General features: G+C 73.4%; 13 protein-coding genes. 5 read left to right on the top strand and 8 right to left on the bottom strand.

The window, feature by feature from the left end; genetic code table 11:
• Positions 1-53: 53 nt before the first annotated feature.
• Positions 54-692: a TetR/AcrR family transcriptional regulator gene (locus QOL15_RS12730; RefSeq protein ID WP_175473845.1), complete on the bottom strand. Its 639-nt coding sequence runs from the start codon at positions 690-692 to the stop codon at positions 54-56.
• A 173-nt stretch (positions 693-865) separates the two neighbouring features.
• Between QOL15_RS12730 and QOL15_RS12725 the strand changes: the two genes are divergently transcribed.
• Positions 866-2,371, top strand: coding sequence for a mannitol dehydrogenase family protein (locus tag QOL15_RS12725; protein WP_071247794.1), 1,506 nt, complete (start codon positions 866-868; stop codon positions 2,369-2,371).
• 351 nt (positions 2,372-2,722) lie between these two features.
• Positions 2,723-3,661, top strand: coding sequence for a class A beta-lactamase (bla, locus tag QOL15_RS12720; RefSeq protein WP_254780151.1), 939 nt, complete (start codon positions 2,723-2,725; stop codon positions 3,659-3,661).
• A gap of 101 nt (positions 3,662-3,762) precedes the next feature.
• On the opposite strand, the gene QOL15_RS12715 is transcribed toward bla, so the two are convergent.
• The gene (locus QOL15_RS12715; protein ID WP_071247797.1) at positions 3,763-4,755 is read right to left on the bottom strand and encodes an alpha/beta hydrolase; all 993 of its coding nucleotides are present in this window, start codon (positions 4,753-4,755) and stop codon (positions 3,763-3,765) included.
• 200 nt (positions 4,756-4,955) lie between these two features.
• Here QOL15_RS12715 and QOL15_RS12710 point away from each other — a divergent pair, with 200 nt between their 5' ends.
• Positions 4,956-7,013: a transglycosylase domain-containing protein gene (locus QOL15_RS12710; protein WP_071247800.1), complete on the top strand. Its 2,058-nt coding sequence runs from the start codon at positions 4,956-4,958 to the stop codon at positions 7,011-7,013.
• Between the two features lie 184 nt (positions 7,014-7,197).
• Here the strand turns inward: QOL15_RS12710 and QOL15_RS12705 are convergent, their stop codons facing one another.
• The 4 genes from QOL15_RS12705 to QOL15_RS12690 form a co-directional block, all read right to left on the bottom strand.
• On the bottom strand, positions 7,198-8,223 hold the full coding sequence (locus QOL15_RS12705) for an ABC transporter substrate-binding protein (RefSeq protein ID WP_083230368.1): 1,026 nt from the start codon (positions 8,221-8,223) through the stop codon (positions 7,198-7,200).
• Between the two features lie 159 nt (positions 8,224-8,382).
• The gene (locus QOL15_RS12700) at positions 8,383-9,309 is read right to left on the bottom strand and encodes an ABC transporter ATP-binding protein (protein WP_254784126.1); all 927 of its coding nucleotides are present in this window, start codon (positions 9,307-9,309) and stop codon (positions 8,383-8,385) included.
• Positions 9,306-10,391: an iron chelate uptake ABC transporter family permease subunit gene (locus tag QOL15_RS12695; protein ID WP_254784127.1), complete on the bottom strand. Its 1,086-nt coding sequence runs from the start codon at positions 10,389-10,391 to the stop codon at positions 9,306-9,308. Before QOL15_RS12695 ends, QOL15_RS12700 begins: the two co-directional genes overlap by 4 nt.
• Positions 10,388-11,539 (bottom strand): iron ABC transporter permease, encoded by a 1,152-nt coding sequence (locus QOL15_RS12690; RefSeq protein ID WP_254784128.1) that lies wholly within the window; start codon positions 11,537-11,539, stop codon positions 10,388-10,390. Before QOL15_RS12690 ends, QOL15_RS12695 begins: the two co-directional genes overlap by 4 nt.
• Before the next feature lie 28 nt (positions 11,540-11,567).
• On the opposite strand from QOL15_RS12690, the gene QOL15_RS12685 reads away from it, so the two are divergent.
• Both QOL15_RS12685 and QOL15_RS12680 read left to right on the top strand, forming a co-directional pair.
• Entirely contained in the window at positions 11,568-12,395 is an 828-nt protein-coding gene (locus QOL15_RS12685; protein ID WP_071247802.1) for a siderophore-interacting protein, read from the top strand.
• 40 nt (positions 12,396-12,435) lie between these two features.
• Positions 12,436-12,813, top strand: coding sequence for a VOC family protein (locus QOL15_RS12680; protein WP_065964282.1), 378 nt, complete (start codon positions 12,436-12,438; stop codon positions 12,811-12,813).
• A 174-nt stretch (positions 12,814-12,987) separates the two neighbouring features.
• Here the strand turns inward: QOL15_RS12680 and QOL15_RS12675 are convergent, their stop codons facing one another.
• The gene (locus QOL15_RS12675; RefSeq protein WP_065964280.1) at positions 12,988-13,902 is read right to left on the bottom strand and encodes a carbohydrate ABC transporter permease; all 915 of its coding nucleotides are present in this window, start codon (positions 13,900-13,902) and stop codon (positions 12,988-12,990) included.
• A gap of 1 nt (position 13,903) precedes the next feature.
• Positions 13,904-14,869, bottom strand: coding sequence for a carbohydrate ABC transporter permease (locus QOL15_RS12670; RefSeq protein ID WP_139197509.1), 966 nt, complete (start codon positions 14,867-14,869; stop codon positions 13,904-13,906).
• Positions 14,870-14,877: the final 8 nt, after the last annotated feature.

The following is a 14,877-nucleotide window of genomic DNA, read 5'->3' as shown; positions in this document are numbered from 1 at the left end:
CGTGTCAGGTGCTGTGGAGGTGCGGGGTGCGCCGGTGGACCCCGGGGGAGGTGTCAGTCGACGGCCATGTAGCCGGAGCGGACGCTGTGCACGAGTCTGCTCAGCAGTGCGTCCCAGGCGCCCAGGCTGTCGGGTGTCAGGTCGGGGCCGTCGGTCGTGAGCCAGTGGTCGGCGATCACGACGATGCCGCTCATCAGGGAGTCGACCAGGAGGGCCGTGTCGAGGGGGTCGGCGCCGGGGTGCCGCCGGGCGACCTCGTCGCGCAGCCGGTCGGTGACCCGCGAGAACGCGGTCTGCGTGAGCACCGCGGCCTTCGGGTCCTCCTTCCCGGGCTCGCCGATGATCCGGTACATGCCGGAGATCGCCGGTGCCAGGTCGGCCCCGCGCGCCGCGGACTCGAGCTCGTCGAACATCGACGCCCGGCTCCCGTCGCCGACCGGGGTCCGCGCCATGTCGGCGAGGAAGCGGTCGATGATCACGGAGAGTTCCTCCTCGCACACGGCGAGCAGGACCTCGTCGAGCGAGGCGAAGTGGTTGAACACCGTCCGGCGGGCGACGTCGGCCCGCTCGGCGAGGTCGTCGACGCTGAACCCACGGCCTCCGCGTGCGTCGATCAGGTCGCGCGCGGCCTGCACGATCGCGGCGCGGTGCTTCGCCTTGAGGGCAGCGCGGCGGTCGGTCGAGGTGGTCACGAGTGGAGACACTAGGTGCATCGATGCACTCGGTGCAACGAATGGGAGCACTCCCTCAGGTTCGTCCCCCGGTCGTCGCCATTGAACGACTGTGCAGCACGGACGTTCAGGGTGGCAGACTGGTCCGTGTCCGCCGCAGCCGGTGGACCACCGCCGCGTACGAAGGAGTACCGATGCCCGTCCGCCTGTCGCCCGACACCCTCGACCAGGTCGCCGCCCTCGGCCTGCCCGTCCCGACGTACGACCGCGACGACGTCGTGCCCGGGATCGTGCACTTCGGCGTCGGCGGCTTCCACCGGGCGCACCAGGCGATGGTCGTCGACCGGCTGCTGGAGCAGGGCGAGGCCCGCGAGTACGGCATCTGCGGGGTCGGCGTGCTCGACCAGGACCGCCGGATGGCCGACGTCATGCGGGAGCAGGGCGGGCTGTACACGCTGGTCCTGCAGCACCCGGACGGGTCCCGCGAGGCACGCGTGGTCGGCAGCATCGTCGAGTACCTGCTCGCGGTGGACGACCCCGAGGCGGTGCTCGAACGGATGGCTGCACCCACCACGCGCATCGTCAGCCTGACGGTGACCGAGGGCGGGTACAACACCGACCGCGTCACCGGAGCGTTCGTCGCCGACCACCCGGGCGTCGTCGCCGACCTCGCCGGGGACACCCCGCCGCGCACCGTCTTCGGCCTCGTCACCGAGGCGCTGCGTCGTCGCCGTGACCGCGGGATCGAGCCCTTCACGGTGATGTCCTGCGACAACGTGCAGGGCAACGGACACGTCGCCCGCGCGGTGTTCACCGCGTTCGCCCGACTGCAGGACCCGGCGTTCGGCGACTGGGTGGACGAGCACGTCGCCTTCCCGAACTCGATGGTCGACCGGATCACCCCGGGCACGACCGACGCCGACCGTGCCGTGGTGCGCGACGAGCTCGGCATCGACGACGCGTGGCCGGTCGTCGCCGAGCCGTTCTTCCAGTGGGTGCTCGAGGACGACCACCCCGCCGGTCGCCCGCCCTTCGAGCAGGCAGACGTGCAGGTCGTCGACGACGTCGAGCCGTACGAGCTCATGAAGCTCCGGCTGCTCAACGCCAGCCACCAGGCCCTGTGCTACTTCGGGTACCTGTCCGGGTACCGCTCCGCGCACGAGGCGACACAGGACCCGGCGATCGCGACGTTCCTCCGCCGGTACATGGCCGAGGAGGGCGCGCCGACGCTCCGCCCGGTCCCCGGCATCGACCTCGACGCCTACGAGGCGACGCTCCTCGACCGGTTCCGCAACCCCGAGGTGCGGGACACCCTGGCCCGCCTGTGCGCCGAGTCGAGCGACCGCATCCCGACGTGGCTGCTCCCGGTCGTGCGCGAGAACCTGGCGGCCGGCAGGCCCGTGACGCTGTCCGCCGCCGTGGTCGCGTCGTGGGCCAGGTACGCCGAGGGCACCGACGAGTCCGGCGAGCCGATCACGGTCGTCGACCGGCTGGCCGAGGACCTGCAGCGCACGGCGGCGACCCAGCGGGAGCACCGCACGGCCTTCATCGAGAACCGGGCGGTGTTCGGCGACCTCGTGGACGACGAGCGCTTCGTCGCCGCGTACCTGGACGCCCTGGACGGGCTGCTCACCGACGGCGCGCACGCGACGGTGCGCCGACTGGCCGGGGCCGGGGCCGGGGCCGGGCCAGGGGACTGAGGGCGACCGCGGCTGCGGTCGCTCACCGCAGGCGGCTCGTCCGCCAGGTGCGGGCGCGGCGGGCGGGCCGTCCGTCCGGCGCGGACGGTTCGCGCCGGGTCCGCCCCGCAGTGGTCGCGGGACGGCCGGGAGGCGGGGCCCACCCCCGTCCCCAGGCGTGCGTCCGACGGTCCCCGCGTCCAGGTCGGTCCCGACCCGGTCCGGCATGCTCGGCCCGTGCAGACGACGACGGCGCGGCCGACCAGCGCGACGAGGACGGCGCGGCCGACCCGCGCGCCGAGGACGGCGCGGCCGACCCGCGCGACGAGGACGGCGCGGCCGGGTCGCCCGGCGCGCGCGACCCTGCTCGCGGTGTCCGCCGTGGCGGGGCTGCTGGCGCTCGCCGGGTGCAGCCCCGGCGGCCCGACGGCCGCACCCCGGTCGTCCGTGGCGCCGAGCGCGTCGACCACGGGCGCGCCCTCCTCGACGCCCGCTCCGGTGCCCACGGCCGACGCCGCCACCCGGCAGGCCTTCGCCGCGCTCGAGGCCCGCTCGGGTGCCCGGGTCGGTGTGGTCGCGCTCGACACCGGCGACGGGCACGCGATCGGGTACCACGCCGACGAGCGGTTCGCCTTCGCCTCGACGAACAAGGTGTTCATCGCCGCGGCCGTCCTCGACGCCGCGACCGGGTCGGACCTCGACGAGGTCGTGCACTACGACCGGGGCGACCTGCTGTCGTACGCCCCGGTGACGCGCCCCGCGGTGGACACCGGGCTGACCGTGCGGCAGCTCGTCGACGCCGCGGTCCGGTCCTCCGACAACACCGCGGCCAACCTGCTCGTCGAACGCCTCGGCGGCGTGGAGGCGGTGTCGCGCTGGCTCCGCAGCACCGGGGACGACGTGACGGACGTGTCCCGCACCGAGCCCGACCTCAACACCGCCGTGCCGGGCGACCGGCGGGACACCACGACCCCGGCGCAGTCCGCCACCGACCTGCGCGCGGTGCTGCTCGGGGACGTCCTCGACGCCGACGACCGGGCGCTGCTGCTCGGCTCGATGCGCGGGACGACGACCGGTGACGGCACGATCCGGGCCGGGGTCGACCCCGCGTGGACGGTGGCGGACAAGACCGGGACGGCGTCGTACGGCGTCCGGAACGACGTCGCGGTCGTCACGCCGCCCGGGCGGGACCCGATCGTGCTCGTCGTGATGACGTCACACCCGGCGCCGGACGCCGAGCCGTCCGACGCGCTCGTCGCCGAGGCCACCCGGACGGCGGTCGAGCGGCTCGGGGCCACGACCGGCGGCTGACCGGGACAGCGACCGGACTGGTCAGCGGCCGGGCTGGTCAGCAGCTGGACCGGTCGACAGCCGGACCGGTCCACAGCCGGACCGGTCCACAGCCGGACCCGTCAGCGGGGGAGCGAGGCCGACCAGCGGGCGACCGCGTCGTACGCCTGCTCGCGGACGGCGGGCTCGGACAGCACGACGTCGTGCAGGGCGCCGTGCAGACGACGGACGGTCACCTCGGCCCCGAGCGACAGTGCCCGTCGGGCGACCACGTCCACGTTGATCGCGACGTCCGCCCGGGCCATGCCGTCGTCCCAGCGTGGCTGGAGCATGCTCCGGTCGCTCAGCAGCACGAGCGTCGGGACGGCGATGCCGAGCCCCCGCTCGACCTGCTCCTGCCCGGCGAACACGGCGGCGAGCCAGTTCGGGTGGAGCGGGAAGCCGCGGTCCGGGCGCCACTGCTGGTCGTACGTCCACGAGCCCTCGCCCGCTGCCGAGACGGTCCTCGTGTAGAAGCCGGGGTCGACCGCCGGCAGCGGCGCGAGCGGGTTCCGCCGGGCGCCGAGCCTGATCACCGGCGCCACGAGGGCCCGGCCGACCGCGCTCGCCTGGAACTCGAGCCAGGGACTGTTCAGGACCAGTCCGTCGACGAGCTCCGGGTGCCGGGCGACCCAGAGCGACAGCGTCAGCCCGCCGGTCGAGTGGCCCATCGGCACGAGCCGCCGTCGGGGTCCACCGCGGTGTTCGGCGGCGATCGCGTCGAGCGCGGCCCCGATGTCCTCGTCGTACACCGCGAGGTCGTCGACGTTGCCGGGGGTCTGGTGCGGACGCAGGCTCCGCCCGTACTTGCGCAGGTCGAGCGCGTGGAAGCGTGCCCCGAGCCGTTCGATGCGTTCGGCGAGTTCGACCTGGAAGAAGTAGTCCGACCATCCGTGCACGTAGAGCACGTCGACGCCGTGCAGCGGCCCGCGGGCGTGCAGGAGCAGGTCGTTCGGGGACCGTCGACGCCGGACGAGCGTGGCGACCACGGGCCCCTCGGCGTCCTCGCCGAGCGGCAGCTCGAGCTGCTCGAAGGGCGGGCCGAGGACGTCCTCGCGCCAGCGCCCCGTCTCCATGCCCCGAGGCTAGCCTCCGCCGCCGGTCAGGACCGGGCACGAGCGGGTCACGGACGCATCACGCGGACACCGCGGTCGGTAACGATCCGTGCCGACCCGGGCCTTTCCCAGCCCGCACCCCGTGTCCACCCCGGGAACGCGGGGTGATCGTCCGAGGAGCGCTGCGATGGTCACCACGGACTCGACCGAGGGGGAGACACATGACGATGCGACGGGTGACCGGGGCCGCGGCCGGCTTCGTGGGCGGCAGCGTGCTGGCCGGACTGCTGGTGGGTGTCGGCGTGACGCCGGTGCTCGCGGTGGCCGGGATCGGGACGACGAGCGCGATCGACGTCTTCGACTCGATGCCCGAGTACATCGAGATCGGTGACCTGCCGACCCGCAACGAGGTCTGGGCGTACCGCGGCGGACAGCCCGTGCACCTGGCCGACGTGTGGGACCAGAACCGGCAGGAGGTCGGGCTCGACCGGATCAGCGACACCGTCGAGCACGCCGCGATCGACGGCGAGGACAAGCGGTTCCGCGAGACCGGCGGCGTCGACGCCACGAGCCTGGTCCGGTCGCTCGTCAGCGTGGTGGCCTCGGGCGGCGAGGGCGGCTCCGGCGGGTCGACGCTGACGATGCAGCTCGTCCGGAACATCAAGATCCAGGCGGCCAGCGAACTGCCCACCCAGGAGGAGCGCGACGCCGCGACGAAGGAGGCGACGAAGCGGTCGCTCGACCGCAAGCTCGGCGAGGTCAAGCTCGCGATCGGTCTGGCGAAGCGGCACACCAAGGACGAGATCCTGGCCGCGTACCTCAACATCGCCTACTTCGGCGACCAGACGTACGGCGTGCAGTCCGCGTCGCAGCACTACTACGGCAAGGACGCCGCCGACCTCAGCCCGGCCGAGGCTGCGTCGCTCGTCGCGATCGTGCAGTGGCCGGAGGAACGCGACCTGTCGACCCCGGAGCACCACGCGGCGAACCAGGCCCGCCGCGACGTCATCCTGCGGTCGATGCACCAGCAGGGACACCTCGACGACGCCGGGCTGCAGGCCGCGCTCGCCTCGACGCCGGCCGACTACGTCCGGCTCACCCCGTCGCGGCAGGGCTGCGAGTCCGCGGTCCGCGGGGCCGAGTACCTCTGCGCGTACGCGGTCGAGGTCGCGAAGGCGCTGCCGCAGCTCGGCGCGGACGACGCCGCCCGGGCGGACGCCTGGCGGAGGGGCGGACTGCGCGTGCAGACGACGCTCGACCTCGACCTCAACGACCGGCACAAGGAGCTGCTGGACCGGTACGACGGCGCCGCTCGCGCGCAGTTCGCCCTCGGCGCCACGTTCGACACGGTCGAGGCCGGTACCGGGCGCGTGCTCACGATGGCGCAGAACACCGACTACGACCGTTCCTCGACGGCCCCGCCGACGGCGACCTCGCTGAACTTCGCGACCGACGAGGCGAACGGCGGCTCGACGGGCTTCCAGGTCGGGTCGACGTACAAGATGTTCACGCTGCTCGCCTGGCTGGCCGACGGCCGGAGCCCCGACGCGGTCGTCGACGGCACCCGGCAGGCCCGGTCCTCGTGGACGCAGTGCGGCAAGCGCGTCACCACGAAGGCGTGGAACCCGAAGAACGACTCGGCGGGGCAGACCGGGCCGTACTCGGTGCGTTCGGCCACGGCCCAGTCGGTCAACGCGGCCTACGCCGACATGGCGTCGAAGCTCGACCTGTGCGACATCCGCGACGTGGCGACCCGGCTCGGTGTGCACCCCGCGACCGGCGGTGAACTGCCGGCGAACCCGGCCGCGGTGCTCGGGACGACGAGCATCGCACCGCTCACCATGGCCGCGGCGTACGCCGGCATCGCGAACGGCGGGGTGTACTGCGCCCCGGTCGTCGTCGACCAGGTGACCGGCCGCGACGGGAAGGCCCTCGGCGGACAGCCGCGCGCCTGCTCCCGGGCGGTGTCCGCGTCGACGGCGGCGACGGCGTTCGACGTGATGCGCGGCGCCTTCCGGGGCGGGACCGCGGACGGCGGGCAGACGCCGGACGGCACGACGCTGTTCGGGAAGACCGGCACGACCGACGCCGCCGACCAGATCTGGCTCGTCGGCGGCAGTGAGCGCGCCGTCACGGCCTACTGGCAGGGGAACACCGACGGCGGCAAGGCGAACCTCCGGCGGTACGCGAACGGACAGGGCGGGAACTACGCCGGTGCGCGAGCGGCCGTCTGGCGGCAGGCGCAGACCGCGGTGAACGCCGCCCTGCCCGTCCGCTGACGCCCGGGCAGCGGCGCGCCCGGCGTCCCCCGGGCCCTTCGCCCTCGTCGATGGAGCAGACGACGTCGGGTCGCACGGCGCGACCCGACGTCGTCTGCTCCATCGGGGCGGTGGTGGCGACCCCGCGGACGGCGGGAGGCGCGGTGCCAGCCGGCACCGCGCCTCCCGTCCGGCTCCACCCGGGCTACGAGACCTTCTTGCTCTCGGCGAGCCAGCCCGCGAGCTTCGTCATGTAGTCGGCCTGCGACGCGTAGTCGAGGGCCGGGAACGTCCAGCTGTGCACCTGGCCGGCCCTGAGTGCCGGGTTGTCGGCGAACGTCGGCTGCTTCTCGAGGTCCGCCACCTGGTACCCCTGCTGGGAGAGCAGCAGGACGTCGCCGGTGATCTGACCGGCGTTCTCCCACGAGTAGATGCCCCAGTAGAAGCCCTTCGGCTTCGGGTCGACGAAGTCGACACCGAACGACGAGTACATCTGCAGCGTCGGCTCGTCGGACGGGCGGGTGACGTAGGCGCCGTCGCCGTCGGCGTACATCGAGACGACGGACACGTCGCTCGCCTTCGCGGCCTTCTCGAGCTCGTCCTCCGCGGCGTCGAAGCGCTTCTCGGCGGCCTCGACCTTCGACTCGGGCGCACCGAGCGACTCGGCGAGGTCGGCGATCTCCTCGATGACGTCCTCGCCCTTGCCGCCCCACTCGACCGTCGCGACGGGAGCGATGGCCTCGACCTGCTGCTGCTGCTCCTTGTCCTTGAAGCCGTACGCGGGCTGCGTCTTGTCCAGCGTGCCCTTCTCGTCGGTCGGGTACACCGAGGTGACGACGAGGTCGGGCTTCAGGGCCGCGAGCTCCTCGAGGTCGATGTCGCCGTAGGCGTCGCCGAGCTGCGTGATGCCCTTCGTGTCGAGCCCCGCGAAGCGCTTGTCCTTCGCCATCGTGAGCTGCCCGAACGTGCCGACCGGGCGCACGCCGTACTCGATGAACGAGATCGCGATGTCGTTCAGGACGACCACGCGCTTCGGGGTGTGGTCGGTCTTCACGGTGGCGCCGGTGGCGTCCCGGTACGACCACGGACCGCTCGCTGCGGAACCCTTCGCCGCGCCCCCGGAGGAGTCGTCGGCACCGTCCGATGCGGAGCAGCCGGAGAGCAGGAGGGCCGAGACGGCCACGGAGGTCACGAGGGCGGCGCGCACGGAGCCGCGGCGGAGAATCTTCACGTTAGGGGAGCCTAACCTAACTCTGTGGGTTCCGCCAGGTGCGGGGCTGCCCGGGGGCCGCACGCGCGCCGCGCGCTGCCGCACGCGCGCCGCGCGCTGCCGCACGCGCTGCCGCACTCGTGCGAGCGCCGGCGCTGCCGCGCGCGTCCCCGCCCCTGCTCAGTCGTGCTCGTCGGCCTCGGGCACGATCATCGGCGCCCCGGTGACCGGGTCCGGCACCACCCGGGCGTGCAGCCCGAACGCCCGCTCGAGCACCGCGGGTGTGAGGACCTCCTGCGGCGTCCCGTCCGCGACCACCCCGCCGTCGTGCAGCACCACGAGCCGGTCCGAGTACCGCGCGGCGAGCGTCAGGTCGTGCAGCACCATGACGACCGTCGAGCCCTGCTCCCGGTTCAGCCGCCGCACGAGCCGCAGGACGTCGAGCTGGTGCGCGAGGTCGAGGTAGGTCGTCGGCTCGTCGAGCAGGAGCGTCTCGGCCTGCTGTGCGACGACCAGGGCGATCCACGCGCGCTGCCGCTGTCCGCCGGACAGGCTCGCGACGTCGCGGTGCGCGACCTCGGTGAGCCCGGTGGCCGCGATCGCCCGCTCGGCGACGTCGGCGTCCTCGGCGGTCCAGGGTCGCGCCCAGGCCTGGTGCGGGTTGCGGCCGCGCATGACGAGGTCGAGCACGCTCGTGCCGGCCGGCGCGACGGGGGACTGCGGCAGGATCGCGAGCCGACGTGCGACCGAGCGGGTCGGTTCCCGACGGATCGGGGTGCCGTCGAGCAGGACCTCGCCGGACTGCGGCTTCAGCACGCGCCCGAAGGCCTTGAGCAGCGTCGACTTCCCGCAGCCGTTCGCACCGAGGAACGTCGTGACGGTCCCGCGCTCGATCCGCAGGTCCAGGTCGCGCAGGACCGGCTCGCGGTCGTAGCCGACGGACAGGCCGCGTGCCTCGAGCACGGGGACCCCGCCGGGAGGCGCGGTGCGGGTCGGTGCGTCGGCGTGCGTCGACGGGGTGGTCGCGTCGGCGCCGGGGGCGGCCGGGTGGCCCCGTCCGTCGGCCCCGGTCGCCGTGGACGGGTCGGTCGCGCTGCGTGCGGTCATCGGGACATCTCCTTGCGGTGCCGGACGAGGAGCCAGATCAGGTAGGGGGCGCCGACGACGGTCGTGACGATGCCGACGGGCACCTGCCACGGGAACGCGGAGCGGGCGAGCAGGTCGGCCCCGAGCACGAGGACGGCACCGAGGGCCCCGGCGAGCAGCAGCGGCGGGCGGTTCGTGCCCGCGAGGCGCAGCGCGACCTGGGGCACGACGAACGCCACGAACCCGATCGGCCCGGCGGCGGCGACCGCGGCGGCGGTGAGCACGACGGCGAGCACGATGACGAGCAGCCGGTGCCGCTGCACCCCGAGCCCGACGCCGGTGGCGACCTCGTCCCCGAGCTGACCGGTGCCGAGGGCCGCACTCGTGGCGAGGGCGAGCGGCACCGCGACGGCCGCGACCACGAGCAGCGGCCACACCGCCGACCACGAGGTGCTCGACAGGCTGCCGACGAGCCACTGCGAGGCTGCGGTCGCGATCGTGATCTTCGCGCGGACGAGCAGGTAGCTCGTGACCGCGTCGAGCGTCGCGCTCACGCCGATGCCGACGAGGACGAGCCGGTAGCTCTGCACCCCGCCGCGCCACCCGAAGCCGTACACGGCCGCGGCGGCGACGAGCGCACCGATCGTCGCCGCGACCGGGATGCCGCCGCCGAGGACGATCGAGGACACCGAGTACGACCCGCCGCCGAGCACGATCGCGGCGACCGCGCCGACGCTCGCGCCCGCGGTGACGCCGATGATGTCCGGGGTGCCGAGCGGGTTGCGCGTGACGGTCTGCGTCAGGGCACCGGCGACGCCGAGCACGAGGCCGACGAGGGCGCCGGTGAGCACGCGGGGCAGGCGCAGGGTCGTGACGATGAAGCCCTCGGGGCCGTCCTCGGCGCCGAGCAGCGCGCGGACGACGGTGGCGGGGGCGATCCAGGTGCTGCCGATCGCGACGCCGAGGACCACGAGGACGAGGGCCGCCACGAGCGCACCGACCGTGTACCAGAGCACCCGGGGGCGCCAGGCGAGCCCGACCGGACCGACGCGCACGCCGCGGCGGCCCGGGACGACCTCGGGGCTGCGGGTCGCGGCGCTCACAGCGACACCAGCGATCGACGGCGGGCGACGGCGACGAAGACCGGTCCGCCGATGACGGCGAGGACGATGCCGACCTCGACCTCGGAGAACCCGCCGACCAGCCGCCCGACCACGTCGGCGACGAGCACGAGGGCCGCGCCGACGAGGGCGCTCACCGGCAGGGTCCAGCGGTGCCCGGTGCCGACCAGCGCGCGGGCGACGTGCGGGACGGTGAGGCCGACGAAGCCGATCGGCCCGGCGGCGGCGGTCGCCCCCGCGGCGAGGAGCGTGATGCCGCCGAGGCCGACGAGCCGCGCGACGAGCACGTTCTCGCCGAGGCCCCTGGCCAGCTCCGCACCGAGCCCGAGGGCGTCGAGCGACCGGACGTTCGCGACCGCGAGGGCGAGTCCGACGAGGAGGAACGGGGCGGCGGCGGCCAGGACGTCGAGCTGCCGGGCCGCGAGCGAGCCGACCACCCACAGGCGGTACGCGTCGAGCGACTGCTGGTCGGTGAGCACGATGAAGGACGTCACGGCGCCGAGCAGCGCCGACACCGCGGCGCCGGCCAGTGCGAGTGGAACGGGGCTCGCGGTGCCGCTGCCGGCGATCGTGACCGAGAAGACGACGACGCTCGCGACGACCGCACCCGCGAGGGCGAACCACACGGTCGCGCCCGTGCTCGTCACCCCGAAGACGTAGACCCCGAGCACGACCGCCAGGCCGGCACCGGACGAGACGCCGAACAGCCCGGGGTCGGCGAGCGGGTTGCGGGTGTGCCCCTGCATGAGCAGACCGGCGATCCCGAGTGCGGCTCCCACCGCGGCCCCGATCAGGGTGCGGGGGATGCGTGACCCCCAGACGACGGCCTCGGTCGTGCTCGACCCGGTGCGGGTCAGCCCCGCGAGGACCTGGTCGACCCCGAGCCGGTTGCTGCCGAAGAGCAGGCTCGCGACGGCGGCCAGCAGCAGGACGACGACCAGGGCCGCGACGACCGCGACCCGGCGTCGGACCGCGGCACGGTGCACCCCGAGGGCCGCGACGCCGGTGCCGCCGACCCGCGCTGCGCCGGGAGCCGCCGCGCCGGGCGTCCGGGGGTCCGGAGCCGCCGCCGGGGACGCCGGACGGCGGTCCGCCGGGGTCGGCGTCGTCAGGGGATCGGGGGCTGGCACGCGGACCAGCTTAGGGTAGCCTTGCCTCATGGCGAAGACCCCGCGGCTCCTCCCCGAGAACCCCGCCCTGTTCCGGGCCCGCGTCGTCCGGAGCGTCCGCCACACCCCGTCGATCCAGCGCGTGACCGTCACCGGAGCCGACCTGCACGCCTTCCCGTTCCTCGGCTTCGACCACTGGTTCCGCCTGTTCGTGCCCCGCCCCGACCAGGACGGCTTCCGCATGCCGGACCTCGACGGGCGCCGCTGGTGGCCGTCGTTCCTCGCGATCCCCGAGGCCGTCCGACCGCACTGCGCGAACTACACGGTCGCGGCCTTCCGCCCCGACGCGGCCGAGCTCGACGTCGACTTCGTGGTGCACTGCGACCGTGACGGCGAGCCCGAGGGCCGCGCCGCGATCTGGGCCAGCGCCGCCCGACCCGGCGACGAGCTCGCGCTCCTCGACCAGGGCTGCATCTTCGACTGCCCGCCCGACACGAGCGAGGTCGTCATCGCCGCCGAGGAGACCGGCCTGCCCGGCGTCGTCGGCATCGCCGCGTCGCTGCCGCGCGACACGGTCGGCCGCATCATCCAGGAGGTCCCGACCGCCGGCGACGTGCGCGAGCTCGACGCGCCGGCCGGCGTCGTCGTGACCTGGATCGTCCGCGACGAGACCGAGCACGACGTCCCGGGGCACGCGGCGCTCGCCGAACTCCAGCGGCACGTCCCCTCCGACGACCGCGGGTACGCCTTCGTCGTGGGGGAGTCCCGCCTGGCCACCGAGGGGCGTCGGCACCTGCACCGGGCCGGGCTGCCCAAGGACCGCATCACGTTCTCGGGGTTCTGGAAGCACGACGCCCGGCAGGTCGTCCCCGCCTGAGCTCCGGTCGACCGCGTCCCGCGACGAGTACGGTCGCGGCATGAGCAGCCGACTGAGCGAACTGGTGCTGAACTGTCACGACCCCGAGGAGCTGTCGCGCTTCTGGTGCGCCGTGCTGGGCTACGTCGAACTCGGCAAGGACGAGGACGGCATCGAGATCGGGCCCGAGTCCGGGTTCGGGGGAGCGGCCCCGACGATCATCCTGTCGAAGGTCGAGCACGCGAAGGCGCAGCCCCTCCGCCTGCACATCGACGTCTCGCCCGTCGACCGCGACCAGGACGCCGAGCTGGAACGCCTGCTCGGCCTCGGTGCGCGGCCGGCCGACATCGGGCAGACCGGCGAGGAGTCGTGGCACGTCCTGCAGGACCCCGAGGGCAACGAGTTCTGCCTGCTGCGCAGGCGCCTCGACCCGCTCTGAGACCCGCGTTGCGGCCGTGACGGCGCAGCGCGGACGCGGGTCGCCGGTGCGACCGCAGGCCGCGGACGTGGTCGCACGCCGCCGGCGCGACCGCACGTCGTGGACGCGACCGGACGACGGACGGGAGGCGCGGTGCCAGCCGGCACCGCGCCTCCCGTCCGTCCCGGGGTCGCGTCAGCCCTTGAGGCCGGACCCCGTCACGCCCTCGACGATCTGCCGCTGGAAGATCAGGTAGAGGATGATGAGCGGCAGCGCCGCCAGGATCGCCCCGGCCTGGATGTCCGCGTAGCGCTGACCGAAGCTGCCCTGGACCGTGGCGAGCCCGACCGGGATCGTCATGAGGTCCGGGTTCGACAGCACGAACAGCGGCAGCAGCAGGTTGTTCCACACCCCGACGAACGTCAGGATCGCCACGGCGGCGATGACCGGACGCGACAGCGGCAGGATGACCGACCAGTAGATCTTCCACATGCCCGCACCGTCGATGCGCGCGGCCTCCTCGAGCTCCTTCGGGATGCCGTCGAAGAACTGCTTGAAGATGAACACCGCGATCACGGCGGGTACCTGCGGGAAGATCACCGACCAGTAGGTGTTCAGCAGGTTGACCGCGTTGAGCTCCTGGAAGATCGGGATGATCAGGACCTGCGTCGGGATCATGATGCCCAGGATGATGAGCAGGAACGCGACGTTGCGGCCGCGGAACGCCAGGCGGGACAGCGCGAACGCCGCCATCGAGGCGAACAGCACCGTCAGCGCCGTGGTGAACAAGCTCGTGATCCCGCTGGCGAGGTACCAGTTCCAGATGTCCCCGGCCTGGAACAGCGACGCGTAGGAGTGCAGCGTCGGGTTCCAGTTCGACAGGATCGAGTTCGCGCCCAGTGCGGCGACGCCGTTGTCGGACAGCGAGGTCTTCAGCGCGAACAGGCTCGGGATGAGCCAGATGATCGCGAAGACGGTCAGGATGATGCCCGACGCGATCGTGAAGCCGCGTCCGCTGACGCCGATCTTCGCGGCGCTCGTCGGGGCGGCCGACGAGACGCCGGACCGGTACTTCGGGCGGCCGGTCGTGATGCTCTCGGTGGCGGTCATGTCAGGCACCGATCTCTCGCTTGGCGGCAGCGCGCTCGACGAGCTGCCGGATGACCGCGATCGCGACGATCACGATGAACAGGAGCACCGAGGCGGCCGATGCCGCACCGAGGCGGTTGTCGGTGAAGCCGACGCCCGTGATGAGCTGCAGCGAGACCTGGGTCGAGATGCCCGGGCCGCCGTTCGTCATCAGGTAGACCTGGTCGAAGATCTTCAGGCTCGCGATGATCTGGAGCAGGATCACCAGGGTCGTCGTGCGGCCGAGCAGCGGCAGCGTGATCGACTTGATCTGCTGCCAGTTCGAGGCGCCGTCGACGGCCGCGGCCTCGTACAGCTCACGGGGGATCTCCTGCAGGCCGGCCAGGTACAGCACGAAGTTGAACCCGAGCGTCCACCAGATCGTGGCGATCGCGACGCCGATCATCGCGGTGTTCGGGCTGGACAGCATCCCGGAGCCCGGGGTCATCCCGATCGCGGTCTGCAGGCTCGCCCACAGGCCGGTCGACGGCGTGAAGATGAACACCCAGATGAGCGAGATCGTCGCCGACGGCAGGATGAACGGCAGGAAGAACGCCAGGCGGAAGAACCACTGGCCGCGGTTCATCCGGTTCGTCAGCACGGCGAACACGAACGCCAGGATGACGAGCGGCGGCGTCGTGTACAGCGTGAACTGCAGGGTGTGCCAGAGCGACGACCAGAAGTCGGCGCGTCCGAGCATCTCGGCGTAGTTCGCGAACCCGGCGAAGCTGCCGAGCCCGGTGCGGACGGTCGAGGTGTTGAAGAAGCTGGTGACGATCATCCAGACCGTCGGCCCCAGCAGGAAGGCCAGGTAGAAGAGTCCGAACGGGGCGAGGAACAGCCAGCCGGAGCGGCCCTGCCCGCGGTTCGTCGAGTTGACGCGGGAGCGGGTCCGGCCGGTGATCGACGCGGCGTCGGCGGGACGGGTGAGAACGGGTGCAGCGGTCACGTCATCGT

It is taken from the genome of Curtobacterium sp. MCBA15_012 (genome assembly GCF_001864935.2).
Lineage (GTDB): Bacteria > Actinomycetota > Actinomycetes > Actinomycetales > Microbacteriaceae > Curtobacterium.
Note: the sequence above shows the minus strand (reverse complement) of the source record. Positions and strands in the feature narration are given on the sequence as shown.

Coding starts and splice junctions, on each gene's coding strand:
- QOL15_RS12725 (WP_071247794.1), top strand. CDS start 866: ATGCCCGTCCGCCTGTCGCCCGACACCCTCGACCAGGTCGCCGCCCTC.
- QOL15_RS12715 (WP_071247797.1), bottom strand. CDS start 4,755: ATGGAGACGGGGCGCTGGCGCGAGGACGTCCTCGGCCCGCCCTTCGAG.
- QOL15_RS12710 (WP_071247800.1), top strand. CDS start 4,956: ATGACGATGCGACGGGTGACCGGGGCCGCGGCCGGCTTCGTGGGCGGC.
- QOL15_RS12700 (WP_254784126.1), bottom strand. CDS start 9,309: ATGACCGCACGCAGCGCGACCGACCCGTCCACGGCGACCGGGGCCGAC.
- QOL15_RS12685 (WP_071247802.1), top strand. CDS start 11,568: ATGGCGAAGACCCCGCGGCTCCTCCCCGAGAACCCCGCCCTGTTCCGG.
- QOL15_RS12680 (WP_065964282.1), top strand. CDS start 12,436: ATGAGCAGCCGACTGAGCGAACTGGTGCTGAACTGTCACGACCCCGAG.
- QOL15_RS12675 (WP_065964280.1), bottom strand. CDS start 13,902: ATGACCGCCACCGAGAGCATCACGACCGGCCGCCCGAAGTACCGGTCC.